This window comes from Paraburkholderia sp. IMGN_8 (assembly GCF_038050405.1).
In the GTDB taxonomy this organism is placed as follows: Bacteria; Pseudomonadota; Gammaproteobacteria; order Burkholderiales; family Burkholderiaceae; genus Paraburkholderia.
In genome coordinates this window covers 3,172,697-3,190,274 of the sequence record NZ_CP150900.1, presented here as the reverse complement: position 1 = coordinate 3,190,274, position 17,578 = coordinate 3,172,697, and the positions used below count along the sequence as shown (strand labels likewise).

16 protein-coding genes and 3 pseudogenes are annotated in these 17,578 nt (G+C 60.1%); 9 read left to right on the top strand and 10 right to left on the bottom strand.

All coding sequences use genetic code 11. From position 1 onward, the window contains the following. Window positions 1-32 precede the first annotated feature (32 nt). Window positions 33-1,355 carry an IS5 family transposase gene (locus WN982_RS14570; protein WP_341312674.1) on the bottom strand — a complete coding sequence of 441 codons (1,323 nt, stop codon included), beginning with the start codon at window positions 1,353-1,355 and terminating at the stop codon, window positions 33-35. A 503-nt stretch (window positions 1,356-1,858) separates the two neighbouring features. Here WN982_RS14570 and WN982_RS14565 point away from each other — a divergent pair. The 4 genes from WN982_RS14565 (at window position 1,859) to WN982_RS14550 (ending at window position 5,984) form a co-directional block, all read left to right on the top strand. After that, complete coding sequence (locus WN982_RS14565; RefSeq protein ID WP_341312673.1) at window positions 1,859-2,020, top strand: hypothetical protein; 162 nt, start codon at window positions 1,859-1,861, stop codon at window positions 2,018-2,020. Window positions 2,021-2,044: 24 nt separating this feature from the next. Continuing rightward, the gene (locus WN982_RS14560; protein WP_341312672.1) at window positions 2,045-2,245 is read left to right on the top strand and encodes a hypothetical protein; all 201 of its coding nucleotides are present in this window, start codon (window positions 2,045-2,047) and stop codon (window positions 2,243-2,245) included. Window positions 2,246-2,437: 192 nt separating this feature from the next. Further along, entirely contained in the window at window positions 2,438-4,411 is a 1,974-nt protein-coding gene (locus WN982_RS14555; RefSeq protein ID WP_341312671.1) for a diguanylate cyclase, read from the top strand. Between the two features lie 631 nt (window positions 4,412-5,042). Then, window positions 5,043-5,984 carry a substrate-binding domain-containing protein gene (locus WN982_RS14550; protein WP_341312670.1) on the top strand — a complete coding sequence of 314 codons (942 nt, stop codon included), beginning with the start codon at window positions 5,043-5,045 and terminating at the stop codon, window positions 5,982-5,984. Window positions 5,985-6,032: 48 nt separating this feature from the next. Here the strand turns inward: WN982_RS14550 and WN982_RS14545 are convergent, their stop codons facing one another. Further along, window positions 6,033-6,278 (bottom strand): hypothetical protein, encoded by a 246-nt coding sequence (locus tag WN982_RS14545; protein ID WP_341312669.1) that lies wholly within the window; start codon window positions 6,276-6,278, stop codon window positions 6,033-6,035. Between the two features lie 233 nt (window positions 6,279-6,511). Here WN982_RS14545 and WN982_RS14540 point away from each other — a divergent pair. Both WN982_RS14540 and WN982_RS14535 read left to right on the top strand, forming a co-directional pair. After that, window positions 6,512-7,453: pseudogene (locus WN982_RS14540) on the top strand (PAS domain-containing protein); the annotation flags it as partial. A gap of 51 nt (window positions 7,454-7,504) precedes the next feature. Continuing rightward, window positions 7,505-8,626 (top strand): annotated as a pseudogene (locus tag WN982_RS14535) (sensor histidine kinase); the annotation flags it as partial. 428 nt (window positions 8,627-9,054) lie between these two features. On the opposite strand, the gene WN982_RS14530 reads toward WN982_RS14535, so the two are convergent. The 4 genes and pseudogenes from WN982_RS14530 to WN982_RS14515 all read right to left on the bottom strand — a co-directional run bounded on the left by WN982_RS14530 (window position 9,055) and on the right by WN982_RS14515 (window position 11,347). Next, window positions 9,055-9,441 carry a DUF488 family protein gene (locus WN982_RS14530; protein ID WP_341312668.1) on the bottom strand — a complete coding sequence of 129 codons (387 nt, stop codon included), beginning with the start codon at window positions 9,439-9,441 and terminating at the stop codon, window positions 9,055-9,057. Between the two features lie 88 nt (window positions 9,442-9,529). Then, window positions 9,530-9,803: pseudogene (locus tag WN982_RS14525) on the bottom strand (recombinase family protein); the annotation flags it as partial. A 572-nt stretch (window positions 9,804-10,375) separates the two neighbouring features. Next, window positions 10,376-10,846, bottom strand: coding sequence for a cupin domain-containing protein (locus WN982_RS14520; RefSeq protein ID WP_341312667.1), 471 nt, complete (start codon window positions 10,844-10,846; stop codon window positions 10,376-10,378). 198 nt (window positions 10,847-11,044) lie between these two features. Next, window positions 11,045-11,347, bottom strand: coding sequence for a hypothetical protein (locus WN982_RS14515; RefSeq protein WP_341312666.1), 303 nt, complete (start codon window positions 11,345-11,347; stop codon window positions 11,045-11,047). Between WN982_RS14515 and WN982_RS14510 the strand changes: the two genes are divergently transcribed. Then, on the top strand, window positions 11,346-12,743 hold the full coding sequence (locus WN982_RS14510) for a sulfite oxidase (protein ID WP_341312665.1): 1,398 nt from the start codon (window positions 11,346-11,348) through the stop codon (window positions 12,741-12,743). The genes WN982_RS14515 and WN982_RS14510 overlap by 2 nt on opposite strands. Before the next feature lie 341 nt (window positions 12,744-13,084). On the opposite strand, the gene WN982_RS14505 is transcribed toward WN982_RS14510, so the two are convergent. From WN982_RS14505 to WN982_RS14490, 4 genes are all read right to left on the bottom strand, one after another. Next, window positions 13,085-13,426 (bottom strand): hypothetical protein, encoded by a 342-nt coding sequence (locus WN982_RS14505; RefSeq protein WP_341312664.1) that lies wholly within the window; start codon window positions 13,424-13,426, stop codon window positions 13,085-13,087. A 3-nt stretch (window positions 13,427-13,429) separates the two neighbouring features. Further along, entirely contained in the window at window positions 13,430-14,227 is a 798-nt protein-coding gene (locus WN982_RS14500) for an alpha/beta hydrolase (RefSeq protein ID WP_341312663.1), read from the bottom strand. A 28-nt stretch (window positions 14,228-14,255) separates the two neighbouring features. Beyond that, window positions 14,256-14,543: a GYD domain-containing protein gene (locus WN982_RS14495; RefSeq protein WP_341312662.1), complete on the bottom strand. Its 288-nt coding sequence runs from the start codon at window positions 14,541-14,543 to the stop codon at window positions 14,256-14,258. Window positions 14,544-14,697: 154 nt separating this feature from the next. Then, window positions 14,698-15,024 carry a hypothetical protein gene (locus tag WN982_RS14490; RefSeq protein ID WP_341315799.1) on the bottom strand — a complete coding sequence of 109 codons (327 nt, stop codon included), beginning with the start codon at window positions 15,022-15,024 and terminating at the stop codon, window positions 14,698-14,700. An 819-nt stretch (window positions 15,025-15,843) separates the two neighbouring features. Between WN982_RS14490 and WN982_RS14485 the strand changes: the two genes are divergently transcribed. Continuing rightward, a complete protein-coding gene (locus tag WN982_RS14485; protein ID WP_341312661.1) occupies window positions 15,844-16,467 on the top strand; it encodes a pyridoxamine 5'-phosphate oxidase family protein in 624 nt (207 codons plus the stop codon). Between the two features lie 57 nt (window positions 16,468-16,524). Then, window positions 16,525-17,493 (top strand): LysR substrate-binding domain-containing protein, encoded by a 969-nt coding sequence (locus WN982_RS14480; protein ID WP_341312660.1) that lies wholly within the window; start codon window positions 16,525-16,527, stop codon window positions 17,491-17,493. Window positions 17,494-17,578: the final 85 nt, after the last annotated feature.

Sequence of the window (17,578 nt, the reverse complement as noted above, 5' to 3'; positions counted from 1 at the left end):
TCCTGAACAATTCGTTTTGCCGACCACCGGCGTTACGGCGATGGGACCGCAGCATTGCGGCGGTTAAGCATGGCAGCCAGAATAAAGACGCAAAGAAGCCGTAGCTTCCTCAGGATCATCCGGAGGTTGTGGCCAGCGCCGCACAGCACCGCGTGCATCGCGTCGCCCAGCGCACCTTTGAGCCAGTTCCGATCGAGTTTTCCGTCTGTCTTCATGTGACCGATGGCTGGCTCGATTGCGCTGCGCCGTCTGATCATCGCGCGTAGTCCGCGTGTGATACCCCGCCGCAGGCCCGGGTGGTAGATCTTCACGCCGTCGACGGCGACACCCTTGTATCCACGGTCGACGATGGCGACTTCCGGCGTGACGTCGCTCAGGATTGCCGCCTGCTCCAGCGCTTCAGCCAGCGTATGACCGTCATACGGATTGCCCGGCATCGAGCGCATGCCAACTACCAGTCCTTCCCTGTGAGTCGTCGTGATCGACACCTTCACGCCGAATTCGTATGGCTTGCGCGCCTTGCCTTTGGCCAGACACTCGACTTCCGGCGCATGCAGCGCGTACAGCTTGTTCTTGTCCTTCGGCTTCTGCGCCAGGATGCGCTTCGTGCGGCCAATCAGCTCCATCAATGCAGCACGGCCGGGGTCTGCCACCTGGGCGACCTGTCGCTCCACATCGCGCATCACCCGTCCAACGCGTGAACGCAGCGTGCGCAGTGCTTTCCTCATGCGCTTGTACTGCTTCGCGTGAGCGTAGCGGCCAATCTGCAGCCCCAGACGCGGCGCCTCGCGGTTGTAGTTCTGCCGCAGCTTCAGGCCATGCCGCGCGGCCGCCTTCACCAGATGTTCGCGACACCGCTCGAGCAGGCGTGAATCGGTTGGATGGGAGATCGCCTTTTCCATCACCGTGGTGTCGACGATCACCCGCTTCACGCTCGCGGCCTTGATCACACCGGCACGTTTGGCCGCCTCGATCGTCTCGGCCAGCAGCTCTTCAACGCCGGCTTCGCCCAGTCGTTTGCGCCAGCGCGTCAGGCTCGACGGGTCGATCGGCGGTTCGGTCTGCAAATAGGTCTCACCGGTGAACACCTGCCAGTACGGGTTCTCCACCCATTGCCAGACGACCTCTTCGTCGGACAGATCGAATGTGTGCTGCAAATACAGCAGCCCCGCAATCAGGCGCGGCGAGCTCGCCGGTCGACCTTTGCCCGACACGAAGCTCTCGCTCATTAACGCGCCCAGCCGCTCCCAGTTGATCAGCTCGGCCAACCGCACCAGCGGATGCTTCAGGTTGATCTGTTCGCGCAGCGGATGCCGGAAGAAATCTTGTTCCGGCATAGGTGTCTTCGGGCCCATCTGCACCTCGTCGAAAAATGCAGGATTCTCGCGTTAATGTGCCAGGTTCCTGCAAATCTCACAACACCATTTCGGCCTAAAAGCTCCGTCGCACGAGGCTCTCCGGGTTATTCAGGGCGGACTACTGAGCTTGCCCAAAACCCGTCCGCTGTCTGAGCAAAGCCGCGTCAGCCGCGCTTTTGCGCTATCGACAATTCAACCTGACAGAGCCCTCGGAACGAGATGGCTGCGGCGGCGCGGGGCGGCGGTTGCGGATCGACTGCACATACGAATGCGATGCGTGTTTCCCATGACCGGGAGCCGCCATTCGACGCGTGGCATGCCCAGTTTCCCTACATGAATTTCAGGAAATGCCTACACAAGTAGTCCTTCAGCTGCCGTTCGTTGCGGCCGTATACATACATGTAATCGTGGCCGCTACTGTCTGCGTGTCAAGCGGCGAACGCGACAAGCGAAATTCCTGGACAAAAACTTCTTGTCAACAAGAGGATGTGACCACGGCCATGCGCAACCTCATCATTCTCAATGATGTTCCGCGCATGACCATTCAAGAGCGGGCGTTCGACCAAAGCCTGGCAAGCTATAGCGAGAAGAGATTTAACGACCGCTTCAGTCAGGACCCGGGCACCACCAGCGGCGAGAGGAATTTTCTGAAGCAACTGTAGGTTGTTCGGGATGAGGCGCTGCCCTTGGTCGACAAGGCGGCGATGCTCGGGCTCAAGAATGATCCCTCTACGTCTGAAGTCATTATGAAGGAGACGGTTCCGGCATTGGACCGCTGGGCCTGGCTAATGGTGCAATTCCAGGACTACAAGATCAAGACGAGCAACGAAGCGGTGGCCGATGCGCACAACGCGTATGCCAGCAGTTCACGCTGCTGTCTGTCCTGAGCGGTACAGGCATACCCTTCGTACCAGCCCAGGCTTTGCCGGGCGAGACCGTTTGGCACCGCCCGTAGCGCAGTGTCCTTTCTCATGTCTCAGGAGCGCGAGTGAGCGTGTGCTCAGCTACATGTCACGGCAGTTATGTGGTCGTTTCTTCGCATCGAACATCTAACGCTCTGACAGGAAGACCGTGAAGAGATGAACGGACCGTTATCGACGATCAGCCGCAAGATCATTTTTGCCTTCAGCATATGCGCCGCGACGATGATCGCAATCGGACTGTTCAGTACATTGGGCGTCTCGCGGATGAGTACCAATGTGAGTGGGATGTATTCCAGGAACACGCTACAGATTGCGAAAATCTCGAATGTAACGATTGCGCTCCTCAATAGCCGCGCGACGATCAGACGCCTGCAGGCCACGCGGCTAGCCGCGGATGTCGGGAAGTTTGCCCCGGGCATTCGTGCCGATCTGGAAATAGCCGATCGGGAATGGGCATCCTATTACCCGGCTCATGTGCGTGACGGTCACGAGCGGGAGCTTGCCGACCGGCTGAACGGGCTGATAGCAGAGAACAGGCGTTATGCGAACGAGGCAATAGCCGCGTTCGCAGCGGGCAATTTTGACGCTGGCGCGGATGCGGTCAACCGCGGCGCAGACGTCGCAGCAGCATTGACCAGGGTGTTGAGGGAGGATGTGGCTCTCAGCCTCAAGCAGGCAAAGAGCGCTTCGGATGAAAGCGCATCGACTGCGAGCCGGATCAGCCAGATTTCGATTGCGTTGGTCATCGTCAACTTGCTGGTAGTCATGGTCGTGTCAGTGGCGATATTGCGTTCAATACTCGGTCCGCTGAAGAGGGCTGCCGGGGTCGCGAACGATATTGCATCGGGCAAGCTGGAGAATCAGATCACGGTAGATTCGCGTGATGAAATCGGACAGTTATTCGAAGCAATGAAGAAGATGGAGCGGCAGCTTCGTCAGATGATCTATTACGATACGTTGACTTCCCTGCCGAACAGGGTCTTGTTCAATGAGCGTCTGAGGCGGACGGTCGCCGGGGCGGCGCACCATGCATTGATTGGCGTGGTGATGATCGATATGGACCAGTTCAAGGGCGTCAACGATACGATGGGGCATGCGGCTGGAGACACGTTGCTACGCGAGGCGGCCGCGCGCTTGCGCATCTCGGTTCGCCCTTGCGATACGGTGGCCCGTTTCGGCGGCGACGAATTTGCCATTGTGCTACCAGATGTTCGTGATGGCGACGCATTGGAGCATATTGTTCGCACGATCATTGACAGGTTCGACGAGCGGTTCGTGCTGAATGGGAAAGAGGTGTTTATCTCATGCAGCGTGGGCATTGCCGTATATCCGACTGACAGTCCAGACGCAGACGATCTGCTGAAATACGCGGATTCGGCGATGTACTCCGCCAAGCGCTCTGGCCGCCGCGGATTCCGCTTCTACTCCAGGGAACTGACAGCCGATGCCACAGCGCACCTGCAGCTGAAGGCGGAGCTTCGCGGCGCCATCGGACGTGGGGAACTTGAACTGCATTACCAGCCGAAGGTATTGCTCCAGGATCACGAAGTGATCGGCTCCGAGGCCCTGCTGAGATGGCACCGCCCTGGGGTCGGACTGGTTTCGCCGGGGCAGTTCATCCCGATTGCAGAGGAATCGGGCTTGATCGTTGATCTGGGCAAGTGGGTGCTGCGGGAGGCGAGTCGTTCAGCGGCCGAATGGAACGCCAGCGGAACCAGAATTCATAAGGTCGCGGTCAACCTGTCGGCCCGGCAGTTTCAGTGTCACGATCTGGTCCAGATGGTGACCGGAATCCTCGAAGAAACCGGCTGCCGCCCTGAATGGCTGGAGCTTGAAATCACTGAAAGCGTACTGCTGGAAGAGGATGAGACGATTATGGGTGCTTTCGGCCTTCAGGGCTATGGGGCTTTCCATTGCGATCGACGATTTCGGCACAGGTTACTCCGCGCTCAGCTATCTGACGCAATTCCCGATCGATACGCTGAAGATCGACAGATCATTCGTTCAGAAGGTGACCACGGACCGGCGTCATGCGGAACTCGTGAAGGCCATCCTTTCCATTGCGCGGTCCCTGGGGCAGCAGGTTGTTGCGGAGGGCGTCGAGACGGTGGAGCAAGCGGCGTTTCTTGAGGCAAACGGTTGTCAGGTCGCGCAGGGGTTTCTGTATTGCAAGCCGTTGCCGAAGCCTGTCATGAGTTCGTTGTCCAGGCATCTCAGACTGAACACAACGGCTGGCTGAGTTTGTCCGGGAATCTCGACCAGGTTCCCCACCTGGTGCGCATCGCTGATTTCCGTCCAGTTGTGATCCGCCCGGTGCGGCTGGATTTTATGTCGAGCCCCAAGCCCACCCCGTGCGCGCTAATGTGGGGAGCTAAGCATAGGCAACTGCTGGTCGTACAGCAGGTCACGGTACCGCGATCAATGTTCCGAACACCGAGCGTGACAAGACAACGAAGAGCTTTACCGTATACTACATGCGCGCATTACGCACGGCTGACGGCGACACGTGTCGCACCACCAGACTTGACCTTATCTCCGATCAAGAGCAGAAGATAGTCTTCTGCCACATGAGCGGTCCGAGGCTTTCGGCAGAGTCGAAAGCCGCTTCCGATTAATGCGATACCGCGTCTGGAAAGATGTGCCAGATGAGACCGAGGAGGGTGACGTGAGATCGGCAAGGCGGAATGACCGTGGCGTCGTGGGTCCTCGTGCCTCTCCCAAGACCGGCGAGGGTTGCGTCCCGGCGTTGTGGGAGTCCACCATGCGTAGAGTCCTTACACTGGTTGTGCTGTTTGCCGCATTGACCGGAGCGCTACCAACTGCGTACGCCGCCAGGGTCGGCGTCGTACTGGCCGGATCGTCGCTTGTTTTCTGGCAGGCGATGACAAAGGGGATCAAGCAGGCAGGCGAGGATAAGCATATTGAACTGATGATGCGCAACCCTTCAGACGGTGCCTCGCTTGGCACACAACCGAACATCCAGCTACGGATGATCGACTACGTGGTGCAGCGTGGAGTCGCTGGTATCCTGTTGGCGCCCGAGCCGTTGGAGAATGTGGCAACTCCAGTTTCGATCGCGGTCCCTACGGTGCTGATAGACCGGAGCAGCACCGATTACAACGCTATCTCTACCGTCAGCACCGACAATTTCGTCGCGGGGAAAAAGGCGGCTCTCAGTCTTGTGCCAGTCCTGCGGAGGGGGGCAAAGGTAGCAGTGCTGCGGCTCGCACCGAACATCAGTTCCACAACCGAGCGCGAAGACGGGTTTCTGACCGTGGCGCGGGAAGAGGGATGGGATGTGGTTGTCGATACCTATGTGGGGTACCGGCCCCGTGAAGCGGAGGGATTGATCGCCAAGGCCTTGAACGCCTATGCGGGTCACCTCGATGCTGTTTTCGCACCGGCTGAGCCGATCGCCTATGGCGCCCTGCGAGTCATCGAAGCCAAGGCCGTCGGCGATCACCCGCGCCTGGTCGTATTCGACTGGCGCCCGGAATTCATGGATGCGCTCAAGCGTGGCGTCGTTTATGCCGATGTGGTGCAGGACCCTTACCGCATGGGTTATCTGGCGGTAGAAACATTGGTTGGGGCCTTGCAGGGCCAGCCGCCTCGCTCCAAAGTATTCGTCGACGTGGTGACGGTCACGCCGAACAACATGAATGATCCGGCGATTCGTGCGGTGTTGGCAAACTACACCCAGTAAGCGCTCCAGAGTAGCTTCTTGCACTACGGTTCCGGATCGCTATGTCTATTACGTCTGGACGATACCAATCGTGCGGTCGGGAGCGACATTGCCGCTAGCAATGTCGAACTTCGAAGTTTCGCCAGCATCGTCGCGATGGACCAGTGCATCCGGCGCTCGAACGAGTGCCCGGGGCAGGATGTGTGCGGGTTCAGGCAGGAGCGCTGCCGGGGATTCCGTCTCTCGATGCCGAAGCGTTGCCCGCAGCGACCAGCACCACGGCAGCATCTGGTCAGGCCACTGTACAGTTTTCATATACCACATCTTCGTAAGTATTGGTTTCACATCGCAGACTCGATCTCTGGTGCCGCCGGTACGGATCAGCCCGGTGATCCGTGCTGGCGGCATGGAAGTTACAGTCACGATGGCCGTCTTACCCGGAGCTGATCTTGCTGGCTACCCATACTGGCTCGTTGCCTAAAACTTTCAGGACGCCGCGGGGTGGAATTGCGGCCGCCCTACTGAGCCGCGTATTGCTGTTCAGTACGATGGTGACGCTGGTGGTGACCGTCGTTCAGCTCTTGCTAAGTTACCAGGCTGAGGTCTCAGGATTGCAGAACCGCTTCAACGAAATTGAGGAGGGCTATGCGCGTGGTCTGGGCAACTCGCTGTGGGCCCTCGATAGCAAACGGCTGGAGGATCAGCTCGACGGAATGCTGCACCTGCCCCTGATCCGTTACGTCGAAGTCCGCGAAACGCAGGTCGCGAACCCGCTGACGGTTTCCCGAGGCTCCGTACAGGTCGAAAACGCGGTTGTCAGGGAGTTTCCCATTTATTGCTGTGACAACGATCGGCACCAGATCGGGATACTGCATCTTGAGGGTAGTTTGACTGACATCTATCGCGATCTGTTGCGCCAGGCGTTGGTGATCCTCGTGAGCAACGCGGCGAAAACGTTTCTGGTCGCGCTGTTCATCCTGTTCATGGTTCACAGGCTCGCGACGCGCCATCTCGTCGATATTGCTGCGACGCTGCGAGGACGCACACCGGGTATCGCCATGGCACCATTGCGGTTGCGCCGGACACGGCGGAAACCCGACGAACTGGATCAGCTGGTCGATGCCCTCAACGTCATGATCGAGGGACTCGATCAGCATGCTGCCGAACTCCGCAGCGCGAACGCGCAGATGGCGGCGATCCTCGACAACATTCCGGACCTCGCCTGGGTAAAAGACACTCACGGTCGATACGTGGCGACCAACCGGGCGTTGGTGCGCGCCTTAGGCTACGCTGAACCGGCTGACATGATCGGCAAGACCGACTTCGACTTGCACCCGCTTGAACACGCAATGGCATACCGCTCCGACGATGTCGAGGTGATGGACTCGTGGCGCCGCAAACGGATCGAAGAAACCCATATCGAGGCGGACGGTCGCCGGAGGTGGGTGGAGACGATCAAGACACCTTTCGCCGACGGACATGGACAACTGGCGGGTACCGCCGGCATTGCCCGCGACGTCACCGAACGCAGGAAGGTGGAAGAGGAACTCGCGCGAGCTAATGCGAGCCTACGGTCCGAAGTCGAGGAGCGTAGGCGGATCGAAGCTCGACTGCAGTCGAGCGAGGCGTGCTTTCGCGCCATTGTCGAGACGAGCCCAGTACCGCTGTGCATTATCTCAATGCCATACGGCAAGATTTTCTACACGAATGAGCCGTTGCTCGCGCTGTTCGGACTCGATCCGCGCAACGGCGTAATCAGCAACATCGTTGACCTCTATGTGGATGCCGCGGAGCTCGACAGGCTGGTAGAGCATTTGCGGCATGAGGGGAGTTTTCGCAACACTGAGGTCCATTTCCGCAGATCGGACGGCACTAGGTTCTGGGCAATGGCGACGGCGCGCGTCGCCACGTATGACGATGCACCGGCAATCTACATCGGCCTGAACGACATTACAGGACGCAAGCGCATCGAGCAGGAGCTATTCGAGTCGCGCGAACAGTTGCGCGAGGTGTCCGCCTACATGGAGGCGATTCGGGAAGAGGAAAGAAAGCGCATTGCCATGGAAATTCATGATGAGCTGGGCCAGTTGCTGACCGCGCTGAAGATGGATGTGTCGCTGCTCAAGATGCGGCTTTTCGGCGACCCGGAAGCCGTGAAAAAGACCGACGACATGCGTGAGCTCGTTGAAAAGACGATCTGGATGGTGCGCAATGTGGCGAACCATCTGCGGCCCGCAGCGCTGAACTTCGGGATCGTGTCGGCGCTCGAGTGGCTAGTCGAAGACTTCGGTCGACGCAACGGCATTCCCTGTCAGTTTCGGATCAATGGCGGTGAACCCGTTTTGTCGGATGCGCACGCGACTGCCGTGTTCCGTATCGTGCAGGCGTCGCTGACGAATGTCGCGCGTCACGCTGGGGCGTCGCGGGCAGACGTGACGTTAACGGGCAGCCACACGGCGCTTGACCTCCACGTCAGCGACGACGGTTGCGGCTTTGACGCGGCGGCCGCCGTGGAGGGGTACTCCTATGGATTGCTCGGGATGAGGGAGCGCGCCCGGCTGATTGGCGCAACGCTGCAGATCGAAAGCGCGCCCGATACGGGCACGGTGATTTCGATTCACGTCCCGCTTTGCGATGAACCACAAATATGCTCAGGATTCTGATTGCAGACGACCCAGAAGTTTCTGAATGTCAACACCGAGGCCGATGCGGACATTTTGGTCACCATTCTTCGCAAGTTGAACCTGAGCTACGCGGAATGTGATCGCTTATCAGTGGTGCAGTGTGCGAATGTGATTGCGGGAAGGCTGAAGGATGTGCCGTATACGCCGCCGGACGCGGTGCGTCCTCAAGACAAGTTGCCTTTAGACGCTATGGGAGGGCTGTGTCAGTCGCGTCCATTTTGCGTGCTCCTTCGAGAAAACGAGTCTGCAAATCCCGTTTTACTCCAGCGGGCTTACTTCCACAGCCCTCCCATAGCATCTAGTCAGGTGGCGCGAAAGTAGAAACCCGCTGCAAAATTCACCCTGCGATCTGACGGAAAGCACGCGATAGGCGCGACGACAACATGATCGACGCGAGTTATGCAGAATCACGCTACCAACGCACCTCGCTCGGCCAACAGATGACGAAGAATGCTTCGGTGGCACCGGCTTTCGTCGTTGCAATAGCAGCCGACGGAGAAGTTGGTCGTTTGTGATAGCGCGGCCAGAAGGTCCAGCACCTTGCTGGTATTACTGTCGCTCATTTCAGCCCGGAATTTCCGCGCAAACCGGTCCCAATCGGCAGTGCTCGTCGCTTCCTTGCCCTCAGCCATCAGTTCTGCGCTGGGCGACAAATTGGGGAGCCAGACATCGTAATAGTCCCGGCTGCCAAACTCGGCCTTCGGTACGCCACGCGGCGGCCGTCGAACGGTACCGATGCGGACGCCTTCGTCAACTGTGCGAGGTGATCCGAGTTGGACAATACGGATGCTCATATTTTTCCCTCCGAAGCGTTTGCCAGTTGCCACCTGACGCGGGCTGAAAGCGCTGACAGCGCCGGTCTTCCATAAGTGCCTCCTTGAATCATAGAGTTCCCGGGCGACCCGTTGTGATTTCCGCGCAAGCGCGTTTGACCGTCGCGGTGCCAACGCCGAAGTTTTCTGCGGTTACCTGGATACTCGCGCCGTGTGCCGCTCGCCACGCCTTGATCACCGCGTAATCGTGCGACCGCACGCGGCCCTTGTATTTTCCGGCCGCTTTCGCGATCGCCCCGCTGCATCTCTGCGCGGTTTTTGTAATCCGCTTCGCCCTGTGCCGCCATAAACGCCAGAACTGCATCGCGCGTTGCCCTCTGGATCGCGCCCCTGGTTCCCTTGGCAGACCGTCCCGGCGAGCACGCAGTGCGAGCCGGGAAGGACGACCCGGGAAGCAAATACGCCCCGTCGGTTTTGAGAAGTACCCTGCGGCGCGCGCAGCGCCGCCGGAAGTATGACTGCCTTGTCACCAGCGCGGAGTGCGCGAGAACACCGATTCCAGATGCTCCACTACCTCCTCCAAGCCAGGGGACCCGCTTAAGAATTAGCGGTGTGAAGCGCCGCTTTCTTTGCTTACTTTCTTTGCGGCGGCGCCCCGAAGGAAGTCCACTTGGTGGGCAAAGAAAGTAAGTGCCTGCCCCGCACAGGGGCGACGCTAATAGACCACTAAGAAAGCAAGGAAAGGCCAACACCGCAGGCACACAACCATAGCGCCGTGTGCTCGCGACACTGAGCCGCCTCCCGCCGATTTCGATTCCACCGAAGAGGCGCAGCACAGCGCCCAGGCTCCGCTTATGCACAGCGCTGATCGCTTGACCGACGGTCATTTGATCGTCAGTTCTGTAGGGACCCGAAAGGCCACTCCGGAACTGACGGCGGAAACCGGTAGCCGCACTTACGGATGCGGATGAATCGGATCGACCCAATAGACATCTTCCGGCGGCTCGGCGGGCTCGATATCCAGGTTAACGACTATCGGCTCTTGATCGCTACGGACCACAACGCAACTGAGCACCTCGGTCCTGCTCGCATTGATCTCTTGATGGGGTACGAACGGGGGCACATAAATGAAATCGCCAGGCCCTGCCTCTGCGGCGAACTCGAGATGTTCACCCCATCGCATACGTGCCCTGCCGCGCACAACGTAGATGACGCTTTCCAGTTCACCATGATGGTGGGCGCCCGTTTTGGCGTCGGCGTCGATGGTGACGGTGCCGGCCCAAAGTTTGCTGGCGCCCGTCCGGGCGTGAGTGATTGCAGCCGCTCTCGTCATGCCAGGCGTTTGGGGCGTATTCATATCGAGGCGGGAACCCGGAATAATCTTGACGCCGTGATCGCGCCAATTCGGCTTAGCCTGAGAATTCATACCATGCTCCTCGGAACGCTGAGGAATCCCCGACACCACTGCAAAAAATTCGCGAATAGGACGATCGCGAGACCCGACGGCTTTGGGCTGCCATCTGTTCTCCTGCGCGACTGGCCGCAGGCTGTGGATTGACCATCTGCAGTGAAGTATAGTCTCTCGCGTCATGAACAGACTTGCCTCTACCGGGCATGCTGCGCGTCACCGTGCTGCAGCGCATTTATTGCCCATTACTCCCGCCTTGATGGCTGCAATTTGGCCGGGCGCGGTCGCTCGGCCAGCTCCAGGAAACAGCCGCCGGAACGCGGCGCGGACGGTGCCAAAAACGACGGGCTGACGGAGCAGTTTCACCAGCCACTGGCGCGATCGATTTCCGGGGGGCGGCTGGAGGCTCTGCAGCGCCGTTCCATAAACCGGACCATTTGCGTTCGATCTTTTCTGAGCTCGACTTTGACCACCGACCCGCAGTAAGCTGATCGAACCGGCGTGCAGGGAGGCGATCATGACACTGTTCGTTGTGCGGCATCAGCACGCGGCCGAACGCTGCCCTGCTCAGGATCCCTATTTGGGGGCCATGCTATTGAATCACCTGAGCCGCCCAAACGTCAGGCGGCACGGGGTGGAGATCCGGGGCGAGGCCGTTGTGCAGGGTGAGCACACCTTGTACATCATCGCGGAAGCTGATGACGAGGATCACCTGCGCGAGTTCATGAAGCCGTTCCAGATGGCCGGCAGCCTCGACATCTATCCCGCATCGACGTGCGCGCGCGTGGTCGCGAGCGGCGGCTGTGGTGCAGCGCTGCCCGTGAGCGAACTCGTGCCGGCGCTGGATCCCGAGACCGCCTGCCAGAATGCGATTGAAGCCGGCCTGGTGGTCCATCGCGCGCATCCTCTCAACTGCGAGACCTCGATTCCGGCGCTGATCGGCGGCGTGGTCATGCCGAACGCACACTTCTATGTCCGCAATCACTTCCAGATCCCCAACCTCGACCCGGCCGCCTTCCGGCTCGCCGTTGGCGGCCTCGTAGAACGACCGCTGAGTCTCAGCTTGCGCGACCTCCGCAACATGCCGTCGCAGACACTCATCGTCACCCTCGAGTGCGCCGGAAACGGCCGCATGAAGTTCGACCCGCCTATCGAGGGCGAGAAATGGGACCTTGGGGCCGTCAGTACCGCAGAGTGGACCGGCGTGTCGCTGACGGAAGTGCTGGACCGGGCTGGCGTGCGGACGGGCGCGACGGAGGTGTTGTTCCGGGGGGCGGATGGCGGAACCGTGGAGGGCCACTCAGGACCGTTGCGCTTCGAGCGCAGTCTCCAGCTTGGTCATGCCCGCGATCCTGACGTGCTGCTGGCCTATGCGATGAACGGCGAACCGCTGCCCATTCAGCACGGCTACCCCGTTCGCCTCGTCGTCCCGGGCTGGTATGCCGTGGCGTCGGTCAAATGGCTGACTGAAATCGAGCTCATCGACCGGCCGTTCGCCGGGCATTACCAGGCCGCCAAGTATTGGTATGAATGGGAACGCGATGGCGCGGCCGTCCGCGAACCGGTCACGCTGCAGCGGGTGCGGGCCTTGATTACCGAGCCGGCGCCTGAGCAGGAGGTCCGGTGCGGTGAACTGGCCATCCGCGGCGTGGCCTGGTCCGGCGCCGCTCAGATTGCGCGCGTGGAGATAAGTGTGGGCGGCGGAGGCTGGCAGGGGGCGCATCTCGTCAGCGAGCGCAAGCGTCACGGCTGGCAGTGGTGGGAGCTGATCACCCGGGCCCATGCGCCGGGCGTCGTCACCTTGCGCGCCCGGGCCACCGATCTTGCCGGCCGCACTCAGCCCGAGCGCGCCGAATGGAACCGGCTGGGCTACGGCAACAACGCTATCCACGAAGTGCCGGTTCGTATAGTGTGAACGGTCGACTTTCCGGAAGCCGGATCTCTAACGTCGAGGTCTGGCGACCTGCTTCGCCGCGTTGGAACGCCTGGCCATACTTCCCAAACGGGCCACAATACGATGGATACGATCGGGTACGTATCCGATGTAGTTGAGTGACCTGCATAAAGGGGCCACCCAGCGCATCATTCGCCGTTTGTGAAATGCACGCAGTCGTTGCAATCCGAATAGACGTCGCGGATCCGTCGCATTGAAAGCCAGGTTAAACGGCGGCCGCGCGTTCGGGTGGACGCGCAGGCGGGCAATGTTGCTCCTGCGAGGTGTGGCTACGGTCGCGGAGAATTGTCGCGCTGCGGCGATCACCGCCCGGTCAGCATCCGGAGGATTTTCTGTACGATGCGCTCATGCTGCTCCAGCGCCTCATCAAGCGTACCTGCTCCATAGCTCTTGTTGTCTCGCGCCTGCATTCCGGCGATGCGCGTCAGGAACAACAGGGCCTCCCCGGTACTCGTTTCGGACACCCCGCAGAAGCGGGTTGTGACCGTCACACCGGATTCTTCCAGCAACGTGCGGCGGAAGATCAGTTCGTTCTCAGACATCCAGCGCGACCACTCGCTGCGGTTGAACACCTCGACAGGCCGGTTCTTCTCATCGAGGACGTAGAGTCGTTCCCACTTGGGCGGGACAGAGCGGGATTTCATATTTCAATGGGAAGGCACGAGCAGGAAGCCGATCGCGTCTTGCCACCAGGTATCGTCGACGTGCCCAATCCAGTCGTTATGTTCAGCCGCCTTCACGACCATCAGTTGTTTCGGATCGGCCAGCGCGTCGTAGAGCGCCTCGCCGAAGCGCGCGGGGACGATGCTGTCGCTTTCCGCAACCACGACGAGAACAGGGCGGTCGAACGACGCCAGGTGTGTCACGCTGTCGTATCGGTCGCGCAGCAGCCACTTCACGGGGAGCCACGGATAGTGGTAAGCGGCGACGTGCTCGAGCCGGTCCCATGGCGTGATGAGCAGCAAGCCGGCGGTCCTGTCGCGTTCGCGCGAGCCGGCCGAGGCCACCACGCCGGCCCCGAGCGATTCACCGATGAGCAGCAGCGGCGTGCCGTAGAGGCGATGCGCAAGCGCTATGGTCTGTTGGGCATCGGCCACCAGACTCTCTTCGCCCGGCGCGCCGTCGCGTGGCCCGTAGCCAGGATATTCGGCGAGGATCACGCGTAGCCTAAGTCGGGTGAGCGCCGCGGCGTAGAACGAACGGTGTCCGGCGTGCCCTGCATTGCCGTGAAAGACGATGGCCGTGCCGCACGCCTTTCCGACCGGCTCGGCCACGAGGCCCCGAAACGCCTCAGGTGTCGGCCAGGCGCGAAGTCCGCCGGACGCGAGGTCCTCGATTGCGGCCTTCTCAGGGAAGTAGATAAAACGATCCTGCAAGATGGCGACTCCTGCGAGCACGGTCAGACACGCGACGGTGAGACGCAGCATCAACCCGGTGAATTTCATCGCCTCGAGCCCGATCCATCAACCTCCGTTACAGTGCCGCGATGAACTCGTCCCACGGCGTCGCTTGCAGGGTCTCGGTGGCGGCGTGTCCGTAGCCTCGGATGATCAACGCCGCCCGCTCGAGCTGTTTCAGATCGTTCGACTCAACAACGTCCACGACGTCGAAGCGCCCGAGTGTCAGATAGCTGTTCTTCCAGGTGACGGCAGGGCATTCGGCCTTGATCTTCTCGGCCACTGTGGCGGCGAGTTGCTTCAGGTCCCTGGGATCCTTGAACGCGTCGGGAGCGAGACGGCTGAGGATGACGTACGTAGCCATGACATACCTCCGTGCAAAAAAAATTGCTCCGCAATCAGGCACGGCAGTCACGCGGAAGCAAACGGCCGCGCGTCAAGCGGATGGGTTGCTGCGCGTCTTGATGGCGCCGAAGTGTAAGTAGCCCCGGCGGGTTGGGCCGGGGCCGTCAGGCAGGTCAGTGCAGTTGTCGCTTCAGGTCAGAAAGTTCCGAATGCATCGAACTGACTGCATCCATGATCCTGGCATCGAGACCGCCGGCCTTTTGACAAGCACGCTCTGCACGACTACCGATCCGTTCGAGATCATCGACGCACTGCCGGATTCGATCCTCATCCTTGGACGACATGACCTTCTTTGCCGATTTGCATTCCTTATCGAGCTCATCCACCCAGTTCATCAAGTCCTTTGGAATCGCCGAGTCGGCATGGCAGGTCCGTGATGCCTCGCTGATGGTTTGCTGCAGATGAGTAAAGCGCTTTTGGATTTCACTGGCTTGCAACATGATGCCCCCTTCTTGAACATCAGTTCCAGATGAATTCGGGCAGCAGATGACGCTGTGTTGTCCGTGCCATGGCCATTCGCCCGCTTCAATCGGCTGCCAGCGACGTTGCATTGCGTCAAAGCCGCACCCGAGCACGCGAAAGACGCCTTTCTAGTGTAGGTCATAATCGCTCGCCTGCTCTGATGTGTCCCCGAGGCCAGTGCGTTGGGCGATCAACAATCGGTTCCCTGCGACTGTGGCATCGGTCGGCGATGCGCCCTACCGCAGCGAGAGCTGCGGTGGAATCCAGCGTAAAAGCGCTGCGAACCGTGAATCGGGGGGTATCTGCCGGTAGCGACACGAGGCGACGCTGACCGCTATCGGTGTTGAGAAGTACCGCTACGGCGCGCGTAGCGCCGCCGGAAGTATGACTGCCTTGTCACCAGGGCGGAGTGTGCGAGAACACTGATTCCAGATGCTCCACTACCTCCTCCAAGCCAGGGGACCCGCTTAAGAATTAGCGGTGTGAAGCGGCTTTCTTTGCTTACTTTCTTTGCGGCGGCAAAGAAAGTAAGTGCCTGCCCCGCACAGGGGCGAAGCTAATAGACCACTAACAAATCAAGGAAAGGCCAACGCCGCAAGCATACAGACAACAAGCGCCGCGCAGGCAAAGAAACCAGGGAAAAGACCAACGCCATAGGCAACCAACCCAGCCTTCAGCGACCTTCTCATTTCCTGAAAGACCACTTCCCAACATCACCAGGTTCTCTTCAAACACGGAAGCCGCTAACGTTAGCGGCGTCCCCAGCGGAGGAATCCGCGAGAAACAGGAGCCGTTCAATGATCCGCCCACACGAGTATTCGAGCGACATAGCCTTCACGCCGACGGTAAAAGCGATCCAGACCCGCAAGGGCTCACGGTCAGCCTACGCTCGCATGGAATCGGAACGCGGCTGGCAAACCCGCCTCACGCAGGAGGCAATAAATTTCATCGAACGTCAAACGAGCGTCTTCTTCGCCACCGCGAACGACGAAGACCAGCCCTACATTCAGCATCGCGGCGGCCCCGCAGGCTTTTTGCATGTGCTCGACGACCGCACGATCGCGTTCGCCGATTTCACCGGCAATCGCCAGTACATCACGCTGGGTAATCTCGCCGACAATCCGAAGGCGTACCTGTTCCTGATCGACTACGCACACCAGCGGCGCATCAAGATCTGGGGCGAGGCGCGCGTGGTCGAGGACGATCCCGCACTGCTGGCCAAGCTGATGCCGCAAGGCTACAAAGCGCGCGGCGAACGCGCGATCGTGATGGCGGTGAGCGCGTGGGACGTGAATTGTCCGCAGCACATCCCGCAACGTTTCGATGCAGCGGACGTGGCCGCCGCACTGGACGAACGCGATCGGCGCATCGAAGCACTCGAGGCGGAGCTCGCGCAATTGCGGGAAGCATCGCAGGCATGATTTGACACGGGTTTCGACCCGCTATGATGGTGTCAACGTCACTCGGCTGCCACCATCATGCGCATCGCCCCTTTACCTCCGCTCCAATGCCTGATCGCATTCGAATCGGCCGTGCGGCATGCCAGCTTCACTAAAGCGGCCGCGGAACTGCATCTGACGCAAAGCGCAGTCAGCCGGCAGATCGCCCAGCTCGAAGAGTTCCTCGGCCGCTCGTTGTTCGTACGAGAGCACCGCGCTTTACGTCTGACGATCGCTGGCGAAGGCTACGCGAAACATGTGCAGTGGCTGCTCGCCAATTGCTCGGAAGCCACGCTCGACGTGATGAAGCGATACGGCGATCTGGAATTGACGATCGCCTGTTCGTCGGGCGTCGCGGTGTTGTGGCTCACGCCGCGGCTCGGTGCCTTTCGCGCCGCTCATCCGAACGTCAAGATCAGGATGATTGTGCGCGACGGACTCGCGTCGCTGTCGCCGGCGGAATTCGATGTGGGTCTGTACTACATCCGCCAGCGCGCCGAGCCGCATTTCACCGCTCGCCGCATTTTCGACGAGGAGGTGTACCCGGTTTGTTCGCCGGGCTATCTGGCAGGTCGCGTGCTGGAACCCGCCGACCTCGCGCACGAAACGCTGCTGATGCAGGAGGACGGTCAGCGGCAATGGATGTCGTGGTCAGAATGGTTCCGGCTCAACGACGTAAAAATGCCGACTTCGCCGCAGTCGGTCGTCGTCAATCACTATCCGCAACTCGTGCAAATGGCGATTCTCGGCCAGGGCGTGGCGCTCGGTTGGCGTCACATGATCGACGCGTGCCTGAACGAGGGGTTGCTGGTGCGCGCCACGCGTGCTTCAGCGAGCCACGGCGGCGGCTACTACGTCGTATCGCCTAACGACCGCGCGCAGAATCAGGCGGCGCGTCTGTTTACACGCTGGCTCTTTGAGCAGGCCGAGGAGCAGATGAACGCGCAGATAAGCACACAGATAGTCACACAGATAGGCACGCAGACGGGCAAAGCCTCCGTCGCCTGAATGCCTTTCGCATGCGCTACGCGCATGCATGCATGCGAATCTTTCGTTTCGAAAACAAATCAGGTCTCTTCTAGGATCGGCATTG

What these genes read in the sequence shown, in the direction of transcription:
- WN982_RS14485 (WP_341312661.1), top strand. Translation starts at nt 15,844, where the DNA reads ATGATCCGCCCACACGAGTATTCGAGCGACATAGCCTTCACGCCGACG.
- WN982_RS14515 (WP_341312666.1), bottom strand. Translation starts at nt 11,347, where the DNA reads ATGATCGCCTCCCTGCACGCCGGTTCGATCAGCTTACTGCGGGTCGGT.
- WN982_RS14480 (WP_341312660.1), top strand. Translation starts at nt 16,525, where the DNA reads ATGCGCATCGCCCCTTTACCTCCGCTCCAATGCCTGATCGCATTCGAA.
- WN982_RS14565 (WP_341312673.1), top strand. Translation starts at nt 1,859, where the DNA reads ATGCGCAACCTCATCATTCTCAATGATGTTCCGCGCATGACCATTCAA.
- WN982_RS14495 (WP_341312662.1), bottom strand. Translation starts at nt 14,543, where the DNA reads ATGGCTACGTACGTCATCCTCAGCCGTCTCGCTCCCGACGCGTTCAAG.
- WN982_RS14500 (WP_341312663.1), bottom strand. Translation starts at nt 14,227, where the DNA reads ATGAAATTCACCGGGTTGATGCTGCGTCTCACCGTCGCGTGTCTGACC.
- WN982_RS14545 (WP_341312669.1), bottom strand. Translation starts at nt 6,278, where the DNA reads ATGAAAACTGTACAGTGGCCTGACCAGATGCTGCCGTGGTGCTGGTCG.
- WN982_RS14510 (WP_341312665.1), top strand. Translation starts at nt 11,346, where the DNA reads ATGACACTGTTCGTTGTGCGGCATCAGCACGCGGCCGAACGCTGCCCT.
- WN982_RS14520 (WP_341312667.1), bottom strand. Translation starts at nt 10,846, where the DNA reads ATGAATTCTCAGGCTAAGCCGAATTGGCGCGATCACGGCGTCAAGATT.
- WN982_RS14550 (WP_341312670.1), top strand. Translation starts at nt 5,043, where the DNA reads ATGCGTAGAGTCCTTACACTGGTTGTGCTGTTTGCCGCATTGACCGGA.
- WN982_RS14505 (WP_341312664.1), bottom strand. Translation starts at nt 13,426, where the DNA reads ATGAAATCCCGCTCTGTCCCGCCCAAGTGGGAACGACTCTACGTCCTC.
- WN982_RS14530 (WP_341312668.1), bottom strand. Translation starts at nt 9,441, where the DNA reads ATGAGCATCCGTATTGTCCAACTCGGATCACCTCGCACAGTTGACGAA.
- WN982_RS14570 (WP_341312674.1), bottom strand. Translation starts at nt 1,355, where the DNA reads ATGGGCCCGAAGACACCTATGCCGGAACAAGATTTCTTCCGGCATCCG.
- WN982_RS14490 (WP_341315799.1), bottom strand. Translation starts at nt 15,024, where the DNA reads ATGTTGCAAGCCAGTGAAATCCAAAAGCGCTTTACTCATCTGCAGCAA.
- WN982_RS14555 (WP_341312671.1), top strand. Translation starts at nt 2,438, where the DNA reads ATGAACGGACCGTTATCGACGATCAGCCGCAAGATCATTTTTGCCTTC.